The sequence below is a fragment of the Cellulophaga baltica 18 genome, assembly GCF_000468615.2.
Classification (GTDB): Bacteria; Bacteroidota; Bacteroidia; order Flavobacteriales; family Flavobacteriaceae; genus Cellulophaga; species Cellulophaga baltica.
In genome coordinates this window covers 3,013,136-3,033,767 of sequence record NZ_CP009976.1, presented here as the reverse complement: position 1 = coordinate 3,033,767, position 20,632 = coordinate 3,013,136, and the positions used below count along the sequence as shown (strand labels likewise).

Annotated in this window: 20 protein-coding genes; 12 read left to right on the top strand and 8 right to left on the bottom strand. The window is 33.8% G+C overall.

The window, feature by feature from the left end; genetic code table 11:
• Positions 1-4: 4 nt before the first annotated feature.
• The 3 genes from M666_RS12935 (at position 5) to M666_RS12925 (ending at position 3,174) form a co-directional block, all read left to right on the top strand.
• Positions 5-733 (top strand): SIP domain-containing protein, encoded by a 729-nt coding sequence (locus tag M666_RS12935; protein WP_029446197.1) that lies wholly within the window; start codon positions 5-7, stop codon positions 731-733.
• Positions 734-874: 141 nt separating this feature from the next.
• Entirely contained in the window at positions 875-2,716 is a 1,842-nt protein-coding gene (locus M666_RS12930; protein ID WP_029446196.1) for a PLP-dependent transferase, read from the top strand.
• Between the two features lie 83 nt (positions 2,717-2,799).
• Positions 2,800-3,174, top strand: coding sequence for a hypothetical protein (locus M666_RS12925; protein WP_029446195.1), 375 nt, complete (start codon positions 2,800-2,802; stop codon positions 3,172-3,174).
• A 6-nt stretch (positions 3,175-3,180) separates the two neighbouring features.
• Here M666_RS12925 and M666_RS12920 read toward each other — a convergent pair whose 3' ends face one another.
• The 3 genes from M666_RS12920 to M666_RS12910 all read right to left on the bottom strand — a co-directional run bounded on the left by M666_RS12920 (position 3,181) and on the right by M666_RS12910 (position 6,155).
• Positions 3,181-4,236 carry a flavin-containing monooxygenase gene (locus tag M666_RS12920; RefSeq protein ID WP_029446194.1) on the bottom strand — a complete coding sequence of 352 codons (1,056 nt, stop codon included), beginning with the start codon at positions 4,234-4,236 and terminating at the stop codon, positions 3,181-3,183.
• Positions 4,237-4,351: 115 nt separating this feature from the next.
• Positions 4,352-5,023, bottom strand: coding sequence for an RluA family pseudouridine synthase (locus M666_RS12915; RefSeq protein ID WP_029446193.1), 672 nt, complete (start codon positions 5,021-5,023; stop codon positions 4,352-4,354).
• Between the two features lie 64 nt (positions 5,024-5,087).
• Positions 5,088-6,155: a methyltransferase gene (locus M666_RS12910; protein WP_029446192.1), complete on the bottom strand. Its 1,068-nt coding sequence runs from the start codon at positions 6,153-6,155 to the stop codon at positions 5,088-5,090.
• Between the two features lie 793 nt (positions 6,156-6,948).
• Here M666_RS12910 and M666_RS12905 point away from each other — a divergent pair.
• The 3 genes from M666_RS12905 (at position 6,949) to M666_RS12895 (ending at position 9,849) form a co-directional block, all read left to right on the top strand.
• Positions 6,949-8,865, top strand: a complete 1,917-nt coding sequence (locus M666_RS12905) for a DUF294 nucleotidyltransferase-like domain-containing protein (protein WP_029446191.1) — start codon at positions 6,949-6,951, stop codon at positions 8,863-8,865.
• The gene (locus M666_RS12900) at positions 8,865-9,527 is read left to right on the top strand and encodes a 3'-5' exonuclease (RefSeq protein WP_029446190.1); all 663 of its coding nucleotides are present in this window, start codon (positions 8,865-8,867) and stop codon (positions 9,525-9,527) included. The genes M666_RS12905 and M666_RS12900 overlap by 1 nt, the downstream gene beginning before the upstream one ends.
• Before the next feature lie 133 nt (positions 9,528-9,660).
• A complete protein-coding gene (locus M666_RS12895) occupies positions 9,661-9,849 on the top strand; it encodes a hypothetical protein (RefSeq protein WP_024480437.1) in 189 nt (62 codons plus the stop codon).
• Positions 9,850-9,862: 13 nt separating this feature from the next.
• Here the strand turns inward: M666_RS12895 and M666_RS12890 are convergent, their stop codons facing one another.
• Positions 9,863-10,813, bottom strand: coding sequence for a phosphoribosylaminoimidazolesuccinocarboxamide synthase (locus tag M666_RS12890; RefSeq protein ID WP_024480436.1), 951 nt, complete (start codon positions 10,811-10,813; stop codon positions 9,863-9,865).
• A 45-nt stretch (positions 10,814-10,858) separates the two neighbouring features.
• On the bottom strand, positions 10,859-11,812 hold the full coding sequence (locus M666_RS12885) for a PhoH family protein (RefSeq protein ID WP_024480435.1): 954 nt from the start codon (positions 11,810-11,812) through the stop codon (positions 10,859-10,861).
• A 128-nt stretch (positions 11,813-11,940) separates the two neighbouring features.
• On the opposite strand from M666_RS12885, the gene M666_RS12880 reads away from it, so the two are divergent.
• The gene (locus tag M666_RS12880) at positions 11,941-12,771 is read left to right on the top strand and encodes an SAM hydrolase/SAM-dependent halogenase family protein (protein ID WP_025614867.1); all 831 of its coding nucleotides are present in this window, start codon (positions 11,941-11,943) and stop codon (positions 12,769-12,771) included.
• A gap of 307 nt (positions 12,772-13,078) precedes the next feature.
• Positions 13,079-14,197, top strand: coding sequence for a DNA polymerase III subunit beta (gene dnaN, locus M666_RS12875; RefSeq protein WP_024480433.1), 1,119 nt, complete (start codon positions 13,079-13,081; stop codon positions 14,195-14,197).
• A 76-nt stretch (positions 14,198-14,273) separates the two neighbouring features.
• Here the strand turns inward: dnaN and M666_RS12870 are convergent, their stop codons facing one another.
• The 3 genes from M666_RS12870 to M666_RS12860 form a co-directional block, all read right to left on the bottom strand.
• A complete protein-coding gene (locus M666_RS12870; protein ID WP_024480432.1) occupies positions 14,274-14,612 on the bottom strand; it encodes a DUF4870 domain-containing protein in 339 nt (112 codons plus the stop codon).
• A gap of 69 nt (positions 14,613-14,681) precedes the next feature.
• Complete coding sequence (locus M666_RS20000; protein WP_029446189.1) at positions 14,682-15,188, bottom strand: hypothetical protein; 507 nt, start codon at positions 15,186-15,188, stop codon at positions 14,682-14,684.
• 180 nt (positions 15,189-15,368) lie between these two features.
• Positions 15,369-16,343 (bottom strand): LamG domain-containing protein, encoded by a 975-nt coding sequence (locus M666_RS12860; protein WP_029446188.1) that lies wholly within the window; start codon positions 16,341-16,343, stop codon positions 15,369-15,371.
• Between the two features lie 191 nt (positions 16,344-16,534).
• Between M666_RS12860 and mnmE the strand changes: the two genes are divergently transcribed.
• From mnmE to M666_RS12840, 4 genes are all read left to right on the top strand, one after another.
• Entirely contained in the window at positions 16,535-17,947 is a 1,413-nt protein-coding gene (gene mnmE, locus M666_RS12855) for a tRNA uridine-5-carboxymethylaminomethyl(34) synthesis GTPase MnmE (RefSeq protein ID WP_029446187.1), read from the top strand.
• A gap of 363 nt (positions 17,948-18,310) precedes the next feature.
• Positions 18,311-18,544, top strand: coding sequence for a helix-turn-helix domain-containing protein (locus M666_RS12850; protein WP_226989912.1), 234 nt, complete (start codon positions 18,311-18,313; stop codon positions 18,542-18,544).
• An 11-nt stretch (positions 18,545-18,555) separates the two neighbouring features.
• Positions 18,556-19,707: a tyrosine-type recombinase/integrase gene (locus M666_RS12845; RefSeq protein ID WP_029446185.1), complete on the top strand. Its 1,152-nt coding sequence runs from the start codon at positions 18,556-18,558 to the stop codon at positions 19,705-19,707.
• The gene (locus M666_RS12840; protein ID WP_029446184.1) at positions 19,685-20,533 is read left to right on the top strand and encodes a hypothetical protein; all 849 of its coding nucleotides are present in this window, start codon (positions 19,685-19,687) and stop codon (positions 20,531-20,533) included. The genes M666_RS12845 and M666_RS12840 overlap by 23 nt, the downstream gene beginning before the upstream one ends.
• The last annotated feature ends 99 nt before the right edge of the window (positions 20,534-20,632 follow it).

Sequence of the window (20,632 nt, the reverse complement as noted above, 5' to 3'; positions counted from 1 at the left end):
CCTCGTGAGCATTTTAGAACGTATTTTAAAAACCGTAGTATTAGACGAAGCTATTATCACAGAAAAAGTTGCACTTTCTAAGACCGCTTTTAAAATTAGACTTCAAAGTGATAGCATTAAAAATATAAGTTTTATCCCTGGCGCTTTCCTGCGGTTAGGAATTGGCATTGGCAAAGAAGAATTGTCCATGAAAGATAAAATTAGAAGCTATAGCATATGGAATATTAACAGCTCCAGTGGCTATCTAGACCTAGCGATTGCTACCCATAGGGGGGGTATCGGAAGTAAATGGGCTCAAGAGTGCCAAGAAGGAGATACGGTGTATTACAAGTTAAAAAAAGGAAATTTTATAGCGGATGCTACTGCTGATAGTTACCTTATGATAGGAGACCTTTCTGCACTTTCTCACCTCTATGTGATCAATAGAGCTGTTGGAGCAGACAAACAGGTAGCTAGCATACTATATAACATCCCAAAAAATGAATTTTTTCCTGATATTGACGGAAATTATCCTTTTGAAGTACAAGAGTTATTGCAAAAATCAGGTGAAGAAATTATAGCCAAAATTAAGGAGATAGCACCTACACTAAAAGGCTATCAAATGGTATACATTGCTGGTGATAGTAGGGTTTGCATTGCGGCACATTCTTTCTTTAAAAATGAACTAGGATGGAATCCAAAACAGATAAAAACAAAACCTTTTTGGAATCCCGATAAAAAAGGATTGGAGTAATCTTTATACGCAGAATTAAAAGAAATCTTCTGCACTTTGATACCCGCATTTGTACTGAAAATCATCTCATAAAACTTCTTAGAATGGCCCCATAATACATCTAATTGACGTAAATTAGAGCCCCATCTGAAGGAATACATTATGAAGGACATGGAAGTAATTACATTTATAAAAGCGGTTTTAGAACAGATGCCAAAAGCATGGTTGACCACAACCACACACCGACTAGATATCTACGACGAAAAATTGGCTAAAACTGAATTTTTAACACAATTTGAAGCCTTATTTCAAGATAACACGGCAAGTCCTACTGCTCTAGATGTATTACCTACGGCCTATGATTATATCCGTTTAGGACACCCATTATCTTGTGTTTTAGAATGGACTATTGCCAAATTACACAATTTAAAATCAGAAAATGTCATCAGTTTTTCGTCGAAGACTATGCCAGTACTTGCCATTCTGAGAAAAAATCTACTAGCACATAAAAAAACTAGGATTGTATTCTTAGGAGCACTCCCCTCTTGTTTTAATGCGGAGCTTATAAAAATTGTATACGGATATACTTTTGAGTTCACCAACATTAAAACTGTAGCAGAAATAACTGCTTTTGAAGGCAGTACAATCTTGCTTGCAGAACAGGAATTAGGCACAACAAATAGCCATCCAAATATCGATTTTACTGTTAGTCTTCATGCAGAACTGGGGAGCATACTCGTAGTTCACGACAAAAAAAATGAAGCTTATATTTCAGACATACAGCATGTAAGAAGAAGAGAAACTATTGCGATGACGCCATCAAATTCTCTTAAAGCGTTAAAGGCGCTGGTCGCTAAAGCTACCTTAGAAAAAAGTACAAGTATCGTTGCTAAAAATAAAGCAGAAGTTCTCCAATTAATTGCGAGCGTTACAGGAACTACCTCAAAAGCCTTGGTTGCCTCTAGTGGGCTTTCCATTCAATATGCTATAATGATGGGGCTGGTTGATGATGCCCAAGACAAGCACCCGGGAAAACCGATCAAATTTATCGTGCCACCTAATTGTTATGGCGGAACAAATGACCAAGCTAGGCGTGTTGCTGCTTGTCTTGACAATGTTGAAATAGTAGATTTACCTGTAGATGGTGGTCATGATATGATACGTAGTATTGATGCTATTTTAGATGATCTTGCAAAAAAAGATGCGGTACCTTATATCATAGCAGAAATCCCTACAAACCCCAGAGTAGAAGTTCCTGATCTTCAACAATTAAAAGCTGTTTTAACAAAGGAGCGCAAAACCGCAACTGGAGGCATTGCTATAGATCCCGTTTTTATTTTAGATCAAACTTTTTGTCCGAATGTGCTCTTCTTAGGAGAAGGTAAAATTCTATCTTCGGTAAGAACCATTTCGTATGTTAGCGGCTCAAAATTTCCTAGTGGTGGTCAATGTACGGCGGGTTATTGCGTAGCTAACGTCAAATCTGATGCGCTGCTTGAAAAAATAGAAACACATCTCATGTTGTGTGATAATGAAGCCACGCCACTTCAATATAAACTATTGGCTACTCAGCTGCCTTCTATGAATCAAAGAATTAGTGCTGCCTATAAAAATACACGAGAATTTGTAAATTTTATACAAACGACTTTACCAGCCGCTAAAATAAATTTTGTCTCAGAAGCATTAGCTGCCCAAGGGTTTACGCCTTCTGTTTTTTCATTAGACTTACCTACCAAAGGAACTACGGATAAAGAAAAAGAAGATTATAAGAGAGCGTTAAATTTGAAATTAATCAATTTGTTGATTACCGAAATCCCTGACGAAAGTAAGTTTTGTGTCAGCTACGGACAATTAAAAGGTTGTTATTGGACTGTACCTGCTACTTCTACCCAAGGTACTACTAAAGAGGGGGACAAAGACTACATTGTTAGGGCGTCTCTTTCTCCTGATTTAGATTTACAACGTCACAAAGAAGTGTTTTTAAAATTCGTAAAAAGTATATAGCCTTACGAATACTTGCAATATAACTGAACCTAGTGCCTATTAACAAATCACTATTTAGAAACTACTAGCATATACAAAATTCCATGGATCGTATATTTCAAGTCGTCTATAAAACCTTAAAATGGATTTCTGAAATCTCGGGTCTTACCTATCATGAGGTAAACATAATTGTATATTACATGGTAATCCCTACGCTCTTCATCTTTCTTATTAGTAAGATCTTTAAAGCAAAATCATTGCTTATTGGGTTTATCATCTTTCTATTATTTGTTGTTTTCGTAATTTCTGATTTTGAGAAGTTTGCTACGGCGCTATTTGAAGGGTCTGTTAATTTTCTAAATTCTTTTTCTCAAGTGGGCCTCAATTATGTGCAGGCATCAGTCGTTATTTGTGTAATTATACCTACTGTAATACTAGCTGCGCTACTATATTGGCATAAGAAAAAACCCTGCAACTAAAAATCATTAAGATTGTTCACTTATAGTCTTCGCTAAATAGCTGGCATCTTTTGATACACCTCCTAAGGTTGCAGAACCACGCGTATACATCCATGGCAGACCAATAAAGTACAGTCCCTCTATATTACTTACACCCCTGTAATTCTTAGGATAATTATCCGCATCTAACTCTAAGCCTTCTATCCATTTAAAATTAGGCCTATACCCTGTAGACCAGATAATATTTTTAATGCTTGATATTTTCTTGGATTCAAAAATAATTTCTTCTTGTAATGCATCTTTTGTTCTTCCTACTGCGATTACATTTTCCCTTGAAAGAATTTCTTTTACATCTGTACCGATAACTGGTTGTTTAGATGCATTAATTTTTTTTCCAATCCAACTATACTTGGTATAACTCAAGAACCCTATCAAGGTAAACCACCACCATATTGTTTTTCCTAAAAATTGCTGCGGAATTGATTTTACGGTGGTATCTCCGGAAAAATAAACCGTTCTACTTTTATCTTTAGAGAGTTCGTTTAAAATTTGATATCCAGAATCGCCACCACCCACTACTAAAGCATCTCCTTCTTGTAACTGATTCACTTCTTTATAGTAATTACTGTGCATTTGCAGAATTCGCTCTGAAATCTTGGTATGGCATGGCGGTGTATAAGGAATATGAAAAGGCCCTGTGGCTATAATCACATTATTAGCCTGAATAATCCCATCTTTATGTGCTACAGAAAAACCTTTATCGGTCTTACGTACCGCTGTTATTAAAGTGTTTAATTGTACGGGAATATTAAATTTCTTTACGTAAGTTTTAAAATAATTGGCCACTTCAAATTTCGTAGGGTAATGGTCTTTGGGCGCATCAAATTTTAACCCAGGTAGGTGATTGTATTCTGTAGATGTAAATAGTTTTAAAGAATCCCATCTATTTAGCCAAGAAGCTCCAATTTCTTCTTCACCATCTACCACTAAAAAGTTTTTATTCATTAGCTGTAAATGGTACCCCATGGCCAAGCCTGCTTGTGCTCCTCCTATTACAACATAATCTAACTTAGTATTACCCATTAAAACTTATTACAAATTAAGCCGCAAAAGTAACCATACTAAGATGAAATCTATAGGTAAAATGTCCTTATAAAATAGAAAAGAGCACCAACAGCGCTACCTAGATACGAACATTTTAGATATCAAAATTCCAAAATTTATTATTTGGCAAAGAGGCTACAAAAGTATTAGTTTCCTTAGAGCCCTCTATTTGATAGGTTAATTTCCAAGCATGAAGTCCTACCGATAGCGGAAAATAGGCTTGATCTGATCCATATTTTTCATCGCCGATAATGGGTACTCCAAGATGGGCTAATTGTGCTCTAATTTGATGAAACCTTCCAGTTTTAGGCTTTACTTCTAACAGATAACCAAAGTCGTTTTTAGCCATAAGTTTATAACTAAGGTTACAATCTAGCGACTGTTTTGATTTTACAGCGACAATATCAGCCCTTTTTTCTAGGTTATTTTTTACTAAAAAATTGACTAAAACACCCGTATCTTTTGCAGGTTTATCTTTTACAATAGCTAAATATGTTTTCTGAACTTTTCGGCTACTAAACAATTCATTAAAGGCCACTAAGACCTTTTTCTTCTTTGCGAAGATCAATACCCCACTGGTAACTCTATCTAAGCGATGAATTACACCTATATACGGTTTGGATTTACGCTTCACTAAGTGCGCAAAAACCTGATCTTCCATCGTATTATTTTCATACGGGTTTTTTTCACTGATGTACCCTGCCGCTTTATTCACAACAATATAATCGTTGCTCTCTTCTATTACTTCTAAATTTGGTAATGACATGCTAATTATTACTTGATAATTTATGTATTTCTGTCTATCTTTCTGATGAACGGGTAATTTCAGTTTATATATGGGTTAACACCCACAATTCTACTTCCTCTAACGTGCGCCAATGTTGCGTTCTCTTTGTTTTATCTGAGGCTACTTTTACTGATTTTTTATAGCACTTCTCCAATTGAAACCTTCCACCATTTGCTAGTTCCATTTCTACAGGATGCTCTTTTGTTGCTGCTGTTATTTGTCCTAAGTTTGAAAATAAGACCACTAGTTTACCTTGGGGTAATAGCTGTTTTTTTGCTGCTGTAAAAAAGTCTGAGAACAGATTTTTAGTATAATAAATAGCTTCATCAATGCGGTCTAAATTATGTGCTTGCGGCAACCAAGGCGGATTAAAAACAATAAGTTCTGTCTGTTTTTCAAATTTCCCAAATAATGAACCCTGGTCTAACGTTATTTTTCTAGACAATTTTGTAGTGCCCATAAACTCTGTTAACCCAACAATTGCATTAGGATTGGTATCCGTTCCGAAAACATTTTGAAAACCATACTTTATCATTTGAAGCGATAGTATACCACTGCCTATTCCAATATCTATCGCAGATTTTTTAGCGCCATCATAGCGTTTTAACCACTGATCAAAAAGTAATAAATGATCAAAACGCGTTGGAAAATAAACGCCGTAATACGGATGCATTTTATTTCTCAATACGGGAACCGAAATTCCGTTTTCATACCATTGCCAAGCACTATTTAATCCTTGTACTTGAGGCAAAGGTAATAGAAAATCACTTATTTCTGGATACAACTTTTCTAACCAACCAATAGACGGTGCTTTTTTTACCGTCAATTTATGAGCGACAATTTCTACTAGAATTAGATTGGATAGTTTTTGGTATGCAGCACGAAATTCGCGTTGTTCTTGAAAAGAATCATTTGGAAACTTTTTTTGAAGATAATGTTTTAATTCTTTTAGAAGAACGAGTCCATTACTATAAAAAGCTGTTATAAGCACAGGATTACCTGATTCTAGCGTTTTAATTGTGCGCTTTATATCCGTTGCTCTATGAAATAATTCTAATGATGTTTGTATTACAATAGGCTCTGGCTTGCTAATCTTTATAGCTGTGATCATAGTTAAAATTTAAAGTGTGTTCGGACTAATGTTTACTCAATTATGCTTGTAATAAGAAAGAAATGCGTGAGGGATTGCAGTGTAAATCCCGCAGCCCGATTCCGATGTTTCGGGAGCGGTGCGAGGAATTGAAACGAAAAGCCCGACCTTGCTGCTGATCTTTTTTCAGCAGTAAGGTCACGCCCGAGCCAGAAAAGACAAAAACAGCAAAATGCCCTTTTGCTTTCTATTAGGATAGGGATATCTTTTCTTTTGATGATATCATCTAAGAATTAGGTCTTATGTAAGGACCGTCTTGTCTATAGTAAAAATGCTTTGATATAAACCATGCTTTTTTTTGAATTGAAACGAATTGCAGACTAATGACATTAGCAATGCGTAAGATTAAAAACTATTAAATAGTTACTTACTAGCAATCAGGCATTAAGTTGGCCACTAGCGTTTCATAAATCAAAATAAGGGCTCATAAAAAAAGCCACAGCAATTCGCTCAAGTGAAGCGAAAGGATAAATAATACACTGCAAATATACCCTATTGAATCTCTATTCAGGATAGAATAGCAAGGTATGTAGAAATAGCTGTGCAACTTTAAAAAAAACGATGCTCCTGAACTTAAAATATAAGCCTAGTCTCTATGCTGTTTCATGTAAAGTTGACTTCTGATCTATTCCTTTGATTTGATCAAAAAAAGAATCTCCACTAAATCATATTCACAATAATTAGAGCTAAAAAACTAGCTTCTTAAATCTACTTCTGATGTAGATACATTATTTTTACTGTACAATGCCAATGTATGAAAAATACCATATCACAACGAGTTGCGGATTTCTTAAAAAACTTTCCTCCTTTTAACGGACTTAAAGATGACGATTTACAGCACTTATCAGAGCAGATAACGATCATATACCAGGAGAAAGACAGTATCATATTTACGGAGAAAGAGCTAGGTCATGATCACTTCTATGTGGTACACAAAGGTGCTGTTTCATTATCTAGAAAAACAAACGACACTATTGTAGACATGTGTGACGAGGGCGATATTTTTGGTCTACGCCCCTTGATGGCCAATGAAAATTATGAATTAGAAGCTAAAGCGCATGAAGAAAGTATTCTTTATGCGATTCCCATCGCTATTTTTAAACCTTTGGCCTTGCACAACACCGCGGTAGGTAATTTTCTAATTGAAAGTTTTGCATCGAATACTAGAAATCCCTATTCTAAAAACCACCGTGGAAAACTATATAGTGATAGTACTGAATCTGATAAAAACACGTCTGAATTACCGCTTGTAGATTTACAACCGGTGCATTACTCTAAAAAAATTATTTCTTGCGGACCACGTACTACGGTAAAAAAGGCTGCCGAAATTATGACCACCAAGCGCGTTGGAGCTATTGTTATTGTTAAAGACCTTTTACCTATCGGAATTATTACCGATAAAGATTTACGGAATAAAATTGTTACGGGAGACTACCCTATTACAACGGCTGTGAGTAAAATTATGACTACTCCTGTGATTACATATCCTAAAAACCTAACTATTACCCAGGCTCAAATGGCCATGATGAAAAGTAACATTAGTCATTTATGCCTAACGAAAGATGGTACGGTAGACACGAAGTTAGTAGGTATCCTTTCTAAGCATGATATCATGGTGGCCTTAGGCAACAATCCAGCCGTATTAATTAAGGCTATTAAAAGAGCTAAAAAAGTAAAACATCTTAAACCGGTACGAAAAAGTATCATGGGGCTCTTGCAGGGCTATTTAGCTTCTAATATTCCCATGACTTTAATCACTAAAATTATATCTGAATTAAATGATGCTTGCCTCAAGCAAGTGATTAAAATATCTTTAGAAAAAATGGAAACCAAGCCTCCTGTTAAATTTGCTTGGTTAACCTTAGGCAGTCAAGGACGTAGTGAGCAGATGCTACATACAGATCAAGACAATGCTTTGATTTTTGAAGATGTCTCTGAAGAAATGCTACCAAAAACTACCACCTATTTTCTAGCTTTTTCTACTTTGGTTACCAAAGGATTAAATGAAATAGGCTATGAATACTGCCCCGCAGAAATGATGGCTTCAAATCCGCAATGGTGTTTAAGTTTTAGTGAATGGAAGAAAACAACCTCCCATTGGATTATAAATCCTGGTGTTGATGAAGTGCTACTTTCCTCTATCTTTTTTGATTATAACCTAGTGTATGGTGATGTTAGTTTGGTTGCCGGACTCTCTGAACATATCTTTTATACGGTTAAAAAGTATCCTATATTCTTTGTTCACTTAGCAAAAGGAGCACTACAAAACCCTTCTCCTACAGGATTCTTTAGAAAATTTCTTGTAGAACAAGATGGGGCGCATAAAGATTCTTTCGATGTTAAAAGTAGAGCTTTACGGCCATTAACAGATGCAGCACGTGTTCTGATACTATCTCATACTATAAAATCTATTAACAATACCGCAGAGCGGTTTGAAAAGCTCGCAGAATTAGAACCTAATAATAAAGAAATTTACATGGCCTGTTCTTATGCCTCTAAAGCTTTATTAAAATTTAGAACCAAGCAAGGATTGGCGAATAATGATTCTGGGCGTTATATCGCATTAAACAACTTGAGTAAAGAAGAAAAGATAAAACTGAAGCGTACTTTTAAAACTATCAAGGAAATTCAAGAACTTGTAACCTTAAGATTTCAATTAAAATCCATGTAATGTTTCAATTTTTTAAAAAAAATAAGGCTGAGCTTCCTCAATTCTGGAAAGACTACGAATTAAAGTTTAAGGATAAAATGTCTGATGACTTAGAGGATAAAACCTTTTGTGTCTTAGATACTGAAACCACCGGTTTTGATTATTCTAAAGATAGGATCTTATGTATTGGTGCCATCAATCTAAGACAACGCCGCATTGAGATCAAAGATGGATTTGAAGTATTTATAGTTCAGCAGGTATATGGCAAAGATGCAGCGCCTATTCACGGGATTCTCAAAAACAGCCTTATTCCTAGAGTATCAGAACTAGAAGCCTTAGAACAGTTTGTAAATTATGTTGGAAATAGCATCATTATTGCGCACCATGCTATTTTTGACTTAAACATGATAAACAATGCGCTACTAAGAAATGGATTGCCGGAACTTAAGAACACCTATCTAGATACTTCTCATCTGTATAAAAAAACGATTATAAAATCAAATCTCATTACGAAAAAGGAACACTATACGTTAGATGAATTAGCAGACAAATTCACCATTTCTAAAAAAGATAGGCATACTGCTATGGGAGATGCTTATATCACGGCTATCTTGTTCCTGAAAATTTTAAACAAACTTCAGGAAAGCGGAAAAAAAGTAACGCTTAAGGATCTTTTAAAATAGGTGGAGCTAAAATTCGGAATCCGCTAAAAGAAGATTAGAAATATCACAAAAATCGATAATGTGTAAAAAATATAGATTAAACACATAGTTTTAAGAAAATTTTACTATTTTCATCAAACAAACCTCCGACCAAATGAAAAATACACATAAAATTAAGAGTCTAATCTTCTTAGTCGCATTTATAGGTACTGCATTATATTACAATGCCTCTCAAAAAAATGAGTCAGACCCTACTATAAAAAACACCGAATATCAGAGCAATAAAAAAGAGCTTACCTTAAAAAAAGATAAGCTCATTACAGCTGTTTATTCTAAAAACTAAACAAGTACCTTACTTATTTGTCTAAATAGGCTAAAACATTGGCTTCAATTCGTTCTTGAATTGCGGTGATGTCTGCTTTATGAAATTGTTCTCCTACAATATTTTCGTAGAGCTCTATATAGCGGTCCGAAACTGTGGTGATATAATCATCACTCATTACAGGTACCTTTTGCCCTTCAAGACCTTGAAAGTCATTAGAGATTAACCACTGACGCACAAATTCTTTAGACAGTTGTTTCTGTGATTCCCCTTTCTGTTGGCGTTCTTTATAGCCTTCTGAATAAAAGTAGCGCGAAGAATCTGGTGTATGTATTTCATCTATCAATACAATTTTACCGTCTTTTGTTTTTCCAAACTCATATTTAGTATCTACTAAAATTAAGCCTCTTTTTTCGGCTATTTCTGTTCCACGTTGAAAAAGTGCTTTGGTATATTGCTCTAGGATGTTATAATCTTCTGCAGATACAATTCCTTTTTTCAAAATATCTTCTCTAGAGATATCTTCATCATGATCGCCCATTTCTGCTTTAGTGGCAGGAGTAATGATCGGTTCTGGAAATTTATCGTTCTCAATTAAGCCTTCTGGTAAAGCTACCCCGCAAAGCATTCTTTTCCCTGCTTTATATTCCCGCGCTGCATGTCCACTCATGTATCCACGAATCACCATTTCTACTTTAAAAGGCTCACAAGCGTGACCAATGGCCACATTAGGATCTGGCGTTGCTAATAACCAATTAGGAACAATATCAGCCGTGTCTGCCATCATTTTAGTAGCAATTTGGTTTAGAATTTGACCTTTGTAAGGAATTCCTTTAGGCATCACCACATCAAAAGCAGAAAGTCTATCGGTGGCAATCATCACCATAATATCATTCTCTAAGGTATATACCTCTCTTACTTTTCCTTTATAAATACTAAGCTGCCCTGGAAAGTTAAAATTTGTATCTGTAATTGTATTGTTCATGCTGTGATTAAATGCGTTGACTATTAGTATGTTTTTAGATTGAACTTAATTTTGGTGTTCTAATCCTTTATATGCTTCGATAACTTTTTTAACCAATTTATGGCGAATAACATCTTTATCATCTAAATGTATAATAGAAATTCCTTCGACATTTTGTAAGACTAACAATGCTTCTTTAAGCCCCGAAACGGTTCTTCTCGGCAAATCTATTTGACCGGGATCTCCTGTAATTAAAAACTGTGCATTTTTACCCATTCTTGTTAAGAACATTTTCATCTGGGCATGCGTTGTATTTTGGCCTTCGTCTAAAATAACAAAAGCATGATCTAAAGTTCTACCACGCATAAAAGCCAATGGAGCAATTTGTATGGTACCATTCTCTATATACAAAGCTAGTTTTTCTGGAGTAATCATATCTCGCAACGCATCATAGAGCGGTTGCATATACGGATCTAATTTTTCTTTTAAATCTCCTGGTAAGAAACCAAGATTTTCCCCTGCTTCTACCGCCGGACGTGTTAAAATAATCCGTTTCACCTTTTTATCTTTCAACGCTTTTACGGCGAGTGCTACTCCAGTATACGTTTTTCCGGTACCTGCAGGTCCTATAGCAAAAACCATATCTGTTTTACGAACTGCATCTACCAATTTACGTTGGTTGACGGTTTGTGCTTTTATCAGACGCCCACTTACACCATGAACAATTACTTCGCCACTACTTTCAGATGAGGATAGATCATCTTTAGGAGTACTCATTAGTAAACGTTCAATACTGTTCTCATCAAGTTTATTATACTTAACGTAGTGCTCTGTAAGCATCTTAAAACGCCTGTCGAACTCTTCTAATAGTTCATCATCGCCATAGACTCGTATTTTACTTCCTCGTGCTACAATTTTTAGCTTTGGAAAATACTTTTTTATCGCGTCTATATTTTCATTTTGCTGTCCAAAAAAATCTCTAGGACTAATTTCTGTGAGTTCAATTAGTAGTTCTTTCAAAGAATATCGGATTTAATTACTTGCCTATTGAATATTAATTTTAGTTGCCTTAAAATTTGCGTAATTTTGTTAAACAAACTTAAGTAAAAATCAGTTTCATAAAGTAAAAAACATATTAACAGTCTTACATGGCAATAATTACATTAACTACTGATTTCGGATATAAAGACCATTTTGTTGGCGTTATCAAAGGCGCTGTATATTCAGAATTAGCCGATGCTAAAATTGTTGACATCTCTAATGAAATAAGTCCGTTTAACATTCCCGAATGTGCTTATATATTAAAAAACTCTTACAAGAGTTTCCCTAAAGGAACCATACATATTGTGGGGGTAGATTCTGAGCCAACCCCTGAAAATCAACACATTGCCATATTAGTTGATGGCCATTATTTTATCACTGCTAACAATGGCGTTATAGGTTTAATAACTTCAGAAATAACTCCAGAAAAGGTCGTAGAGATTAACATTCCTAATCCAGAACACGGATCATTTCCTGTATTAGATGTCTTTGTAAAAGTGGCCTGCCATATTGCTCGTGGCGGCACCTTAGAAGTTGTTGGTAAATTATTTAATAAATTAAAAGATATTCGCGAATTTGCCCCTAGAATTACAGAAAACGGTAACGGTATTGTGGGTAGTGTAATTTATATTGACAATTTTGGCAATGTCATTACGAATATTGAAAAGCATACTTTTGAAGCCTATAGAAAAGGAAGAGATTTTGTCTTAAACGCTCGAAATAAAAAAATAACTAAGATTCATAATAAGTATAGTGATATAATAAATTTTGATTTAGAGAAAGATAGACGCAATGGTCCTGGTGACCTTCTAGCACTTTTTAATTCCTCTAATTATATAGAATTGGCAATTTATAAGAGTGATTTAAATACGGTTGGAGGAGCTTCTACCCTACTAGGTTTAGATTATAGAGACACTATCACCATAGATTTTAAGTAAATTGTGCTGCATTTTACGGTACTTATAAACATTGAAAAAAAATAGAAAATTAGAAACTGGAAAAATGCAAGTTTCATATTTAAAGATTTACATTGATTAACAGTAGGTTTAGACCCTTAAAGTAGATAATAATTGTGCTATATTTGTAGGGATTTGCAGGCCAATAACTGTTAATAAGTTTGTTTCATTAAAAACAACAATTAAAATATCTTTGTTTTTCTTGCGACAGTCTTAGTAATTAACAGAATTCAGTTTTTTAGTTATTAGTACAACGAGAGATATAAAGAGAAAATAAAACACATAAGGAATGAAATTTATAGTATCTAGCACGTATTTACTTAAACAATTACAAGTTTTAGGTGGCGTAATTAACAACAGCAATACCCTACCAATTCTAGATAATTTTCTATTTGATTTAAAACAAAACGAATTAATTGTTTCTGCTTCAGATTTAGAAACTACCATGAGTTCTGTATTAAACGTAGATTCTGACAATGAAGGTTTAATTGCAGTGCCTGCAAAATTATTATTAGATATATTAAAAACTTTTCCAGAGCAACCTTTAACTTTTGTTGTGGAAGACAACAATACGGTCGAGATCAGTTCTAATCATGGTAAATATGCTTTAGCCTATGCAGATGGTGCTGAGTTTCCTAAAGCGGTAGAATTGGCTAACCCTAGTTCTACGACAATCATAGGAGATATTTTAGCAACCGCTATTAACAAAACAATATTTGCTGCTGGAAATGATGATTTAAGACCTGTAATGAGTGGTATCTTTTTTCAGTTTTCTCCAGAAAGCTTAACGTTTGTAGCTACAGATGCCCATAAATTAGTAAAATACCAAAGAACAGATATTGTAGCATCTCAGGTTGCTGAATTTATCATGCCTAAAAAACCTTTAAATCTTTTAAAAGGAATTTTAGGAGGTAGTGAGTCTGACGTTACTATAGAGTACAATGAAAGCAATGCTAAATTTAGCTTTGAAAATACAGAACTTATCTGTCGTTTAATTGATGGTAAGTATCCAAATTACGAGGCGGTGATTCCTAAGGAAAACCCTAATGTATTGTCTATCTCTAGAAATCAATTATTGAGCTCTGTTCGTAGAGTTTCTATATTCTCAAATAAAACTACGCACCAAATCCGTTTAAAGATTGCTGGTGCAGAACTTAATATTTCTGCTGAAGACATTGATTACAGTAATAAAGCAGAAGAGCGTTTAACATGCTCCTACCAAGGTGATGATATGCAAATTGGTTTTAACTCAAGATTTTTAGTTGAAATGCTAGCGAACTTAACTTCTGATGATGTATCATTAGAAATGAGTTTACCTAATAGAGCTGGTATTTTAACTCCTGTAGATGGTTTGGATGAAGGAGAATTGGTAACAATGCTTGTTATGCCGGTAATGCTTAATAATTAATACCAACCAGATTTTTTTATAGAAAAACCCCAATTACAATTGTAATTGGGGTTTTTTACTTTTACGTTATTTTTGATTATAAAAATTTGATACTCATAGGGTAATAAGGCTGTTCATCATTACTAACTCTTACTGCATTTACAATAGGAAATACAAACGTTAGAATACCTAATACTAAAAACCCTAATAGCCCTAAGCCAAATAATAAAATCATAGGAATACAAATTATAAAATAGAGAAACATGCTTATTCTAAAATTCATAATTGCCTTTCCATTTTCATCCATATTAACTACTGTATCTTTTTGGGTTAACCATATAATTAAAGGTACTATAAAGCCTCCAAAACCTGTAACAACATCTAATAACTGACTCAAATGGGTAATGACTAATAACTGTTTGTTTTCTTTTTGCATGATATTTTGATTTTTGATTGATGTACTAATATGACGCTTCAAAAACCAAAATGTTACAAAAAAAAAGAATTATTGTTTACGCTCTAATTTTCTCAATTTTTCAGACTCCTTTAAAATATTGATCTGTTCTTTTGCAATTTTATCATTCAACTTATCAATAGCTACAGGAGAAAGTTTCCCTTTACGTTGACCTTCAGCTAACTTCATTTCATATTTAGCAATCTTGTCTTCGCATTTCTGAATATCTTGATTCTTACTAGCTATTGCACTTTTTAACTTTTCTTGCTTTTGAGCCTCTTTTGGTTTGGTTTTAGCTTCCTTTTCAATTTTCTTTTGCTCTTTCTCTGCTTTTTTCTGTTCTTTTGCTAATTGCTTCTGCTCCTTTGCAGCAGCTTTCTGCTCCGCTTTTGCCGCAGCAGCCTCTACTTTAGCTTGTTCTATCTGCTTTAGTTCTTCTTGTTCTTTTATCATATCTTTTACGACTACGATAGAATCTTTAACTTGTTCTGTTTCTTGTGCATAAGATTTTCCTAAAGAAAATAATGCAATCACTGCTACTACTACTAATTTATTCATATATAATTTAATTGTTAATGGACGGCGAATGTACAAAATAGTATGAATCACTATCATAAATATTTTTTAATTCGCATGTTGCCATACATCGCTTTTTTTAACGAGCTACTAATGGGTATAACAAAAAAAATGCCACTTTTATAAAGTGGCATTCAAAACTTGTAATTTTAGATTTCAATTTTATAAGTTTTCTAACTTGTAAGTACGCACCCAATCATAGAACGTCGTGCGCTCTCCCCAAGTACCTGTCATACCGCCATCTGAAGGAACAGGATTCCAATCATAGGTTTCTGTAACCAATTTTAAGTACAATGGCAAGTCAAAATCGGCTTTAGGAGTAATACTATACACTTCATTCCCGTCTAGATAAAACACAATTTCTGTTTTACTTTTCCACCAGGCTGCGTAAACATGATAAGACTCGTACACTTTATTATTTAATACTGTATTGCCTCCTACAGAACCTGTCGGTGTTGTTGCACAGGCTGTATTTCTACTATGCGTATTAGAATGTATGGTTCTATTGAAGTTTTGTGCAAAATTTGCGGTACCAACAATTTGACCGACACATTCCTGAATGTCTAATTCTATGGTTCTTTTATCACAACCATTAGTATCGTTTGCATTGTTAATTAACCAAAATGTAGACGACATAAACGTCTTATTTGCTTTCATTCTTGCTTCAAAATAATAGCCTACCTGCCCTGCTGTATTAGACGTTATGTTAGAACCTTCATGTGTAAACGTCTTTCCATTGACTACTCTAGGACTAGGCAACTTCTTGCAGGTTAATCTAAGGTTACCATTTTTTTCAGATACAGTACTTTCTGTAAAAAGTCCTGGAGGTCTACCTATCCATCGATTAGGATCGGTATTTTTCCATTTGTTGGCATTAAAAGAGCTGTCATTAAATTCATCAGACATAGCCTCTACCTTTACCCATTTCTTGCCATTAGGTAATGGGTTTTGATTTGCGTTGAAAAACGGACCACCTTTCCGTACATCTCCTTGAGTTTCTTCGGATTGCTGTCCTTCTGTAACAACAGCTTCAATCGCATCTTCTTTTTCTACATTTACATCGCTATCATTAGTGCTACAACTTGCCAGCGCTAAGAGGATTGCAAAAAAAGGAATTTGGGGACTCATTTTTTTCATAATATTATAATTTTAAGTTATTTTCTCAAAAATAGCGACAGGTATTTCAATTGGTAACCATAAATGACCTTTTGACTGCAACATATGAGTAATTAATCATATGTTGCAGTCATATCCCCCTATGGTAAATGTTTGTCTAGTTATTAGCGTCTAGTAGTAGATTACCAAATACTATTTTATATTTTTGCATTATGATACAACAGGATACTATAGTAGCACTTGCCACACCTTCTGGTGCGGGTGCCATTGCCATCATTCGCCTTTCTGGTATAGATGCTATTACCATTGCCTCAAACCATTTTGTGTCTAGAAAAGGTAAAAAATTAGTACACCAGAAAACGCATACCATCGTATTAGGACATATTGTAGATGGCAATCGTGTTTTAGATGAAGTATTGGTTTCTATATTTAAAGGTCCCAATTCATATACGGGAGAAAACATTGTAGAAATATCTTGTCATGGATCTACGTATATACAGCAGGAAATCATCCAATTATTTCTCAGAAATGGATGTAGAACGGCAGACGCGGGAGAGTTTACTTTACGTGCCTTTTTAAATGGGAAAATAGATTTAAGTCAGGCAGAAGCTGTAGCCGATGTTATCGCTTCCGATAATGCGGCTAGCCATCAAATTGCTATTCAGCAAATGCGTGGTGGCTTTAGTAATGAAATAAAAGAACTGCGAGCAGAATTAATGAATTTTGCTTCTTTAATAGAATTGGAATTAGATTTTTCGGAAGAAGATGTGGAATTCGCTAATAGAGATCAATTTCAGGATTTAATCAATAGAATTACCTTGGTTTTAAAACGGTTGATTGATTCTTTTGCCGTTGGGAACGTGATTAAAAATGGTATTCCAGTAGCTATCGTAGGAGAACCCAATGTAGGAAAATCTACGTTATTGAATGTTCTTTTAAATGAAGACAGGGCTATTGTTTCAGATATTGCGGGTACCACAAGAGATACTATTGAAGACGAGATTTCTATTGATGGTATTGGATTTCGATTTATTGATACGGCCGGAATTCGTGAAACTCAAGATGTCGTTGAAGGAATTGGAATTAAGAAAACTTTTGAAAAAATTAAGCAAGCGCAGGTGGTCTTATACCTAGTAGATGGCTCTCTGATGACAGGCACCAATGAAATTGCGCTCTTAAAGATAGAAATTGAAAAAATTAAGAATCAGTTTCCTCAAAAATCTATTCTGTTATTAATCAATAAAGCGGATAAAATAGCTCCTGACACCATCACGCTTATTTCTTCAGAAATGGAGACATTATCTGCACAGCTAAAAACTATATTTATTGCTGCAAAAACAGGTGAAGGCGTAGAAGATCTAAAAGGAGAACTATTAGGGCTTATCAATACAGGAGCGCTGAGAAACAACGAAACGATAGTGACCAACTCCAGACATTACAATTCCCTTTTAAAAGCTTTAGAAGAGATTCAAAAGGTACAATATGGAATGGATGCTGGTTTTTCTGGAGATTTATTAGCTATAGATATACGTCAAGCGCTATTTCATTTTGGTGAAATCACTGGCGAAATATCAAGTGATGATCTTTTAGGTAATATTTTTGCCAACTTTTGTATTGGAAAGTAATACAATAAAACATACTAAAGTAAAATAAATTAATACACACTAAATCAATACTTTAACTCAAAAGTAATTTTGAAAAATGTAATATACTTTCTTAAAATTTAGTATATTTTGTACCTTTTTTGTACCTCGTTATCTCACATATTATTATATTTGATTTTTTAGGAGAAATTATGGCACCTAAATTAGCTTAGATTATAATAATGATAACTATCGATACAATAATAAGGTAAGCATTTAAAGATTATGAGCTCAAATATAAGAGTAAAGAGAATTTGCGAAAACTGCAATACATCCTTCATTGCTAAAACTACTGTCACAAGATTTTGTGGTGATAATTGTGCTAAAAGAGCATATAAAAAAAGGATGCGTAGCAATAAGATTAAACAATCAAATACAGAGACTTTAAAAATTGAAACTCAGCCCATATCTATAATACAGATTAAGGACTATCTTACCGTAAAAGATACCGCTAAATTATTAAGCATCTCTAAGAGGTCTGTTTACAGATTAATTCAAACAGGAAAGCTAAAGGCCTCTAATCTTTCTGAAAGATTAACACGTGTTAAAAAGTCAGATATTAACGAATTACTTTCATAAATTTTTAAACGATGGCAAATGTCACAGTACGTAAAAAGAAATTAGCCAATAATAAATACAGCTTATATTTGGACTACTTCCCTCCTATTATAAATCCAAAAACAGGCCAAGAATCGAGAAGGGAATTTTTAAAATTACAAATACATGCAAGTCCTAAAGATCAAATAGAAAAAACCCATAATAAACAAACCATTGAATTTGCAGAAATTATTAGGGCTAAGCGCCTCGTTCAAATTAGAAATAAGGAATACGGCCTTAAAGACAACATAAACCTGAGTATTAATTTTGTAGCTTTCTATGAGACTGTAGTGGAAGAAAAACATAACACCGTTGGTCACTCAAATTACTTAGCTTGGAAATCGTCTTTAAAATATTTTTTAGAATTTTTCGGACCCAAAATTCAATCACACAATTTAAATCAAAAGCATGTAGACAACTACAGAGAATTTCTACTAAACACGAATAATCTTCGAGTGAAAGACACGAGGAAATTGGCAAGAAATACGGCTTCGACTTATTTTAAACATTTTATAACCGTTCTAAAAAAGGCTTATAAAAACAATTTATTAATTACAAACTTAGCAGAGGATGCTATTTATATAAAAGAAGAGCAAACCCATAGAGAATATCTAACAGAAGAAGAACTAGTCCTATTATGGAAAACTAATATCAAAATAGAAAAAATAAAACACATGGCCATTTTTGCTGCTTTAACTGGTTTACGTTTTAGCGACATCATTAATCTTAAATGGGAAACAGTATATCATGATAAGCATCAAGGACATTATATAAGGTTAAAAGAACAAAAAACTGGCAATTTGACTAATCATCCAATTTCCAAAAATGCTTATGAAATTTTAAAAAAGCAAGATACAACCAATGGACAAGTTTTTACTAATATTAAATACAGTCAGGTAACAAGACCTTTAAAAGAGTGGATAAAGCTTTCTGGAATAAATAAGAATATCAGTTTTCATAATTTTCGTCATAGCTATGCTAGTCTGCAACTAGCAAATGGCACAGATATCTATACCGTATCAAAATTATTGGGACATAAAAACCTATCAACAACTCAGATCTACACTAAGGTGATGGATAAAAACAAAATAAAAGCCGCTAACCGTATTAATTTAGATTTAGATGGATTACCTACAAACATATAATGACGCATATCATAAGAATTATGAGCTATTTAAAAAATTAGCTTTTGAAAGTTTAGAATCTTCTAAGGAAATGACTAGGATTTTTAAGGATGCATTTAAATTATCAATTTCTAAAGCTAGTCAAAAATGGCATGATGATTCTTCATGGGAATTTTTTGATTCTAATTCATCCTATGAGTTATTAGGAAAAGATAGAAGATATGAGCTAAATAATACCAAAAAGGTACTGGAAAATGATTTAAAAGAACGTTTTGAAAACTTGGAGATTAAGCGTAAAAAAATGTTTGTTGATTATTCAGATTACCTACAGAAAACAGCTAAAAAAGTCGCAATAGAGAATGTAATTGAATTGCTTGACACTTCTAAAAAAGTATTAAATACTCTGTATACTATAGACAGGCTTGATTCTTTTAATTTCAGTACCAAATTTGATTACGAAAACAAAATTGATGGCTACACATCTGCATATGAAAGTTTATTTCCGGATGAAAAGAAAGCTAACGAAAGTACAGATACTGATGTACTCAATGAAAATGAAAAATATTTATTACTTCATATACTCTTTTCATTTATTGAAGAAAGCAAAAAACCAACTATGGTTGAAATTGCTAAAATAATTACTCTCGCAAATGTTCATAATGAAAATTTTTTAACTGCTAAATATAAAAATCAAAATGGGTATAAAATTCTACTAAACGGTCACAACCATAAAGTAAAAAAGGAAGTACAGAGAGAATGGATTAAAAGTTTATTAGAAAAAATAAAACCTTATAAATTAGAAAGGACAAGTGATAAGTTAAGAATGGAATTAAAAAAATTAAATTAAAAAAACAGAAGTAATTTACACTAAAAAAAGCTGTTTTAGCGCCAGAAAAAAAAACCTAAACACTTATATGTAAAATATTTACAACAAAAATTAAAGTAA

Excerpts from the sequence above, each read along its gene's own strand:
- M666_RS12850 (WP_226989912.1), top strand. The coding sequence starts at position 18,311 with ATGCGTAGCAATAAGATTAAACAATCAAATACAGAGACTTTAAAAATT.
- M666_RS12845 (WP_029446185.1), top strand. The coding sequence starts at position 18,556 with ATGGCAAATGTCACAGTACGTAAAAAGAAATTAGCCAATAATAAATAC.
- dnaN (WP_024480433.1), top strand. The coding sequence starts at position 13,079 with ATGAAATTTATAGTATCTAGCACGTATTTACTTAAACAATTACAAGTT.
- M666_RS12900 (WP_029446190.1), top strand. The coding sequence starts at position 8,865 with ATGTTTCAATTTTTTAAAAAAAATAAGGCTGAGCTTCCTCAATTCTGG.
- M666_RS12880 (WP_025614867.1), top strand. The coding sequence starts at position 11,941 with ATGGCAATAATTACATTAACTACTGATTTCGGATATAAAGACCATTTT.
- M666_RS12890 (WP_024480436.1), bottom strand. The coding sequence starts at position 10,813 with ATGAACAATACAATTACAGATACAAATTTTAACTTTCCAGGGCAGCTT.
- M666_RS12910 (WP_029446192.1), bottom strand. The coding sequence starts at position 6,155 with ATGATCACAGCTATAAAGATTAGCAAGCCAGAGCCTATTGTAATACAA.
- M666_RS12860 (WP_029446188.1), bottom strand. The coding sequence starts at position 16,343 with ATGAAAAAAATGAGTCCCCAAATTCCTTTTTTTGCAATCCTCTTAGCG.
- M666_RS12905 (WP_029446191.1), top strand. The coding sequence starts at position 6,949 with ATGAAAAATACCATATCACAACGAGTTGCGGATTTCTTAAAAAACTTT.
- M666_RS12840 (WP_029446184.1), top strand. The coding sequence starts at position 19,685 with ATGGATTACCTACAAACATATAATGACGCATATCATAAGAATTATGAG.
- M666_RS12920 (WP_029446194.1), bottom strand. The coding sequence starts at position 4,236 with ATGGGTAATACTAAGTTAGATTATGTTGTAATAGGAGGAGCACAAGCA.
- M666_RS12925 (WP_029446195.1), top strand. The coding sequence starts at position 2,800 with ATGGATCGTATATTTCAAGTCGTCTATAAAACCTTAAAATGGATTTCT.
- mnmE (WP_029446187.1), top strand. The coding sequence starts at position 16,535 with ATGATACAACAGGATACTATAGTAGCACTTGCCACACCTTCTGGTGCG.
- M666_RS12870 (WP_024480432.1), bottom strand. The coding sequence starts at position 14,612 with ATGCAAAAAGAAAACAAACAGTTATTAGTCATTACCCATTTGAGTCAG.
- M666_RS20000 (WP_029446189.1), bottom strand. The coding sequence starts at position 15,188 with ATGAATAAATTAGTAGTAGTAGCAGTGATTGCATTATTTTCTTTAGGA.
- M666_RS12930 (WP_029446196.1), top strand. The coding sequence starts at position 875 with ATGAAGGACATGGAAGTAATTACATTTATAAAAGCGGTTTTAGAACAG.
- M666_RS12915 (WP_029446193.1), bottom strand. The coding sequence starts at position 5,023 with ATGTCATTACCAAATTTAGAAGTAATAGAAGAGAGCAACGATTATATT.
- M666_RS12895 (WP_024480437.1), top strand. The coding sequence starts at position 9,661 with ATGAAAAATACACATAAAATTAAGAGTCTAATCTTCTTAGTCGCATTT.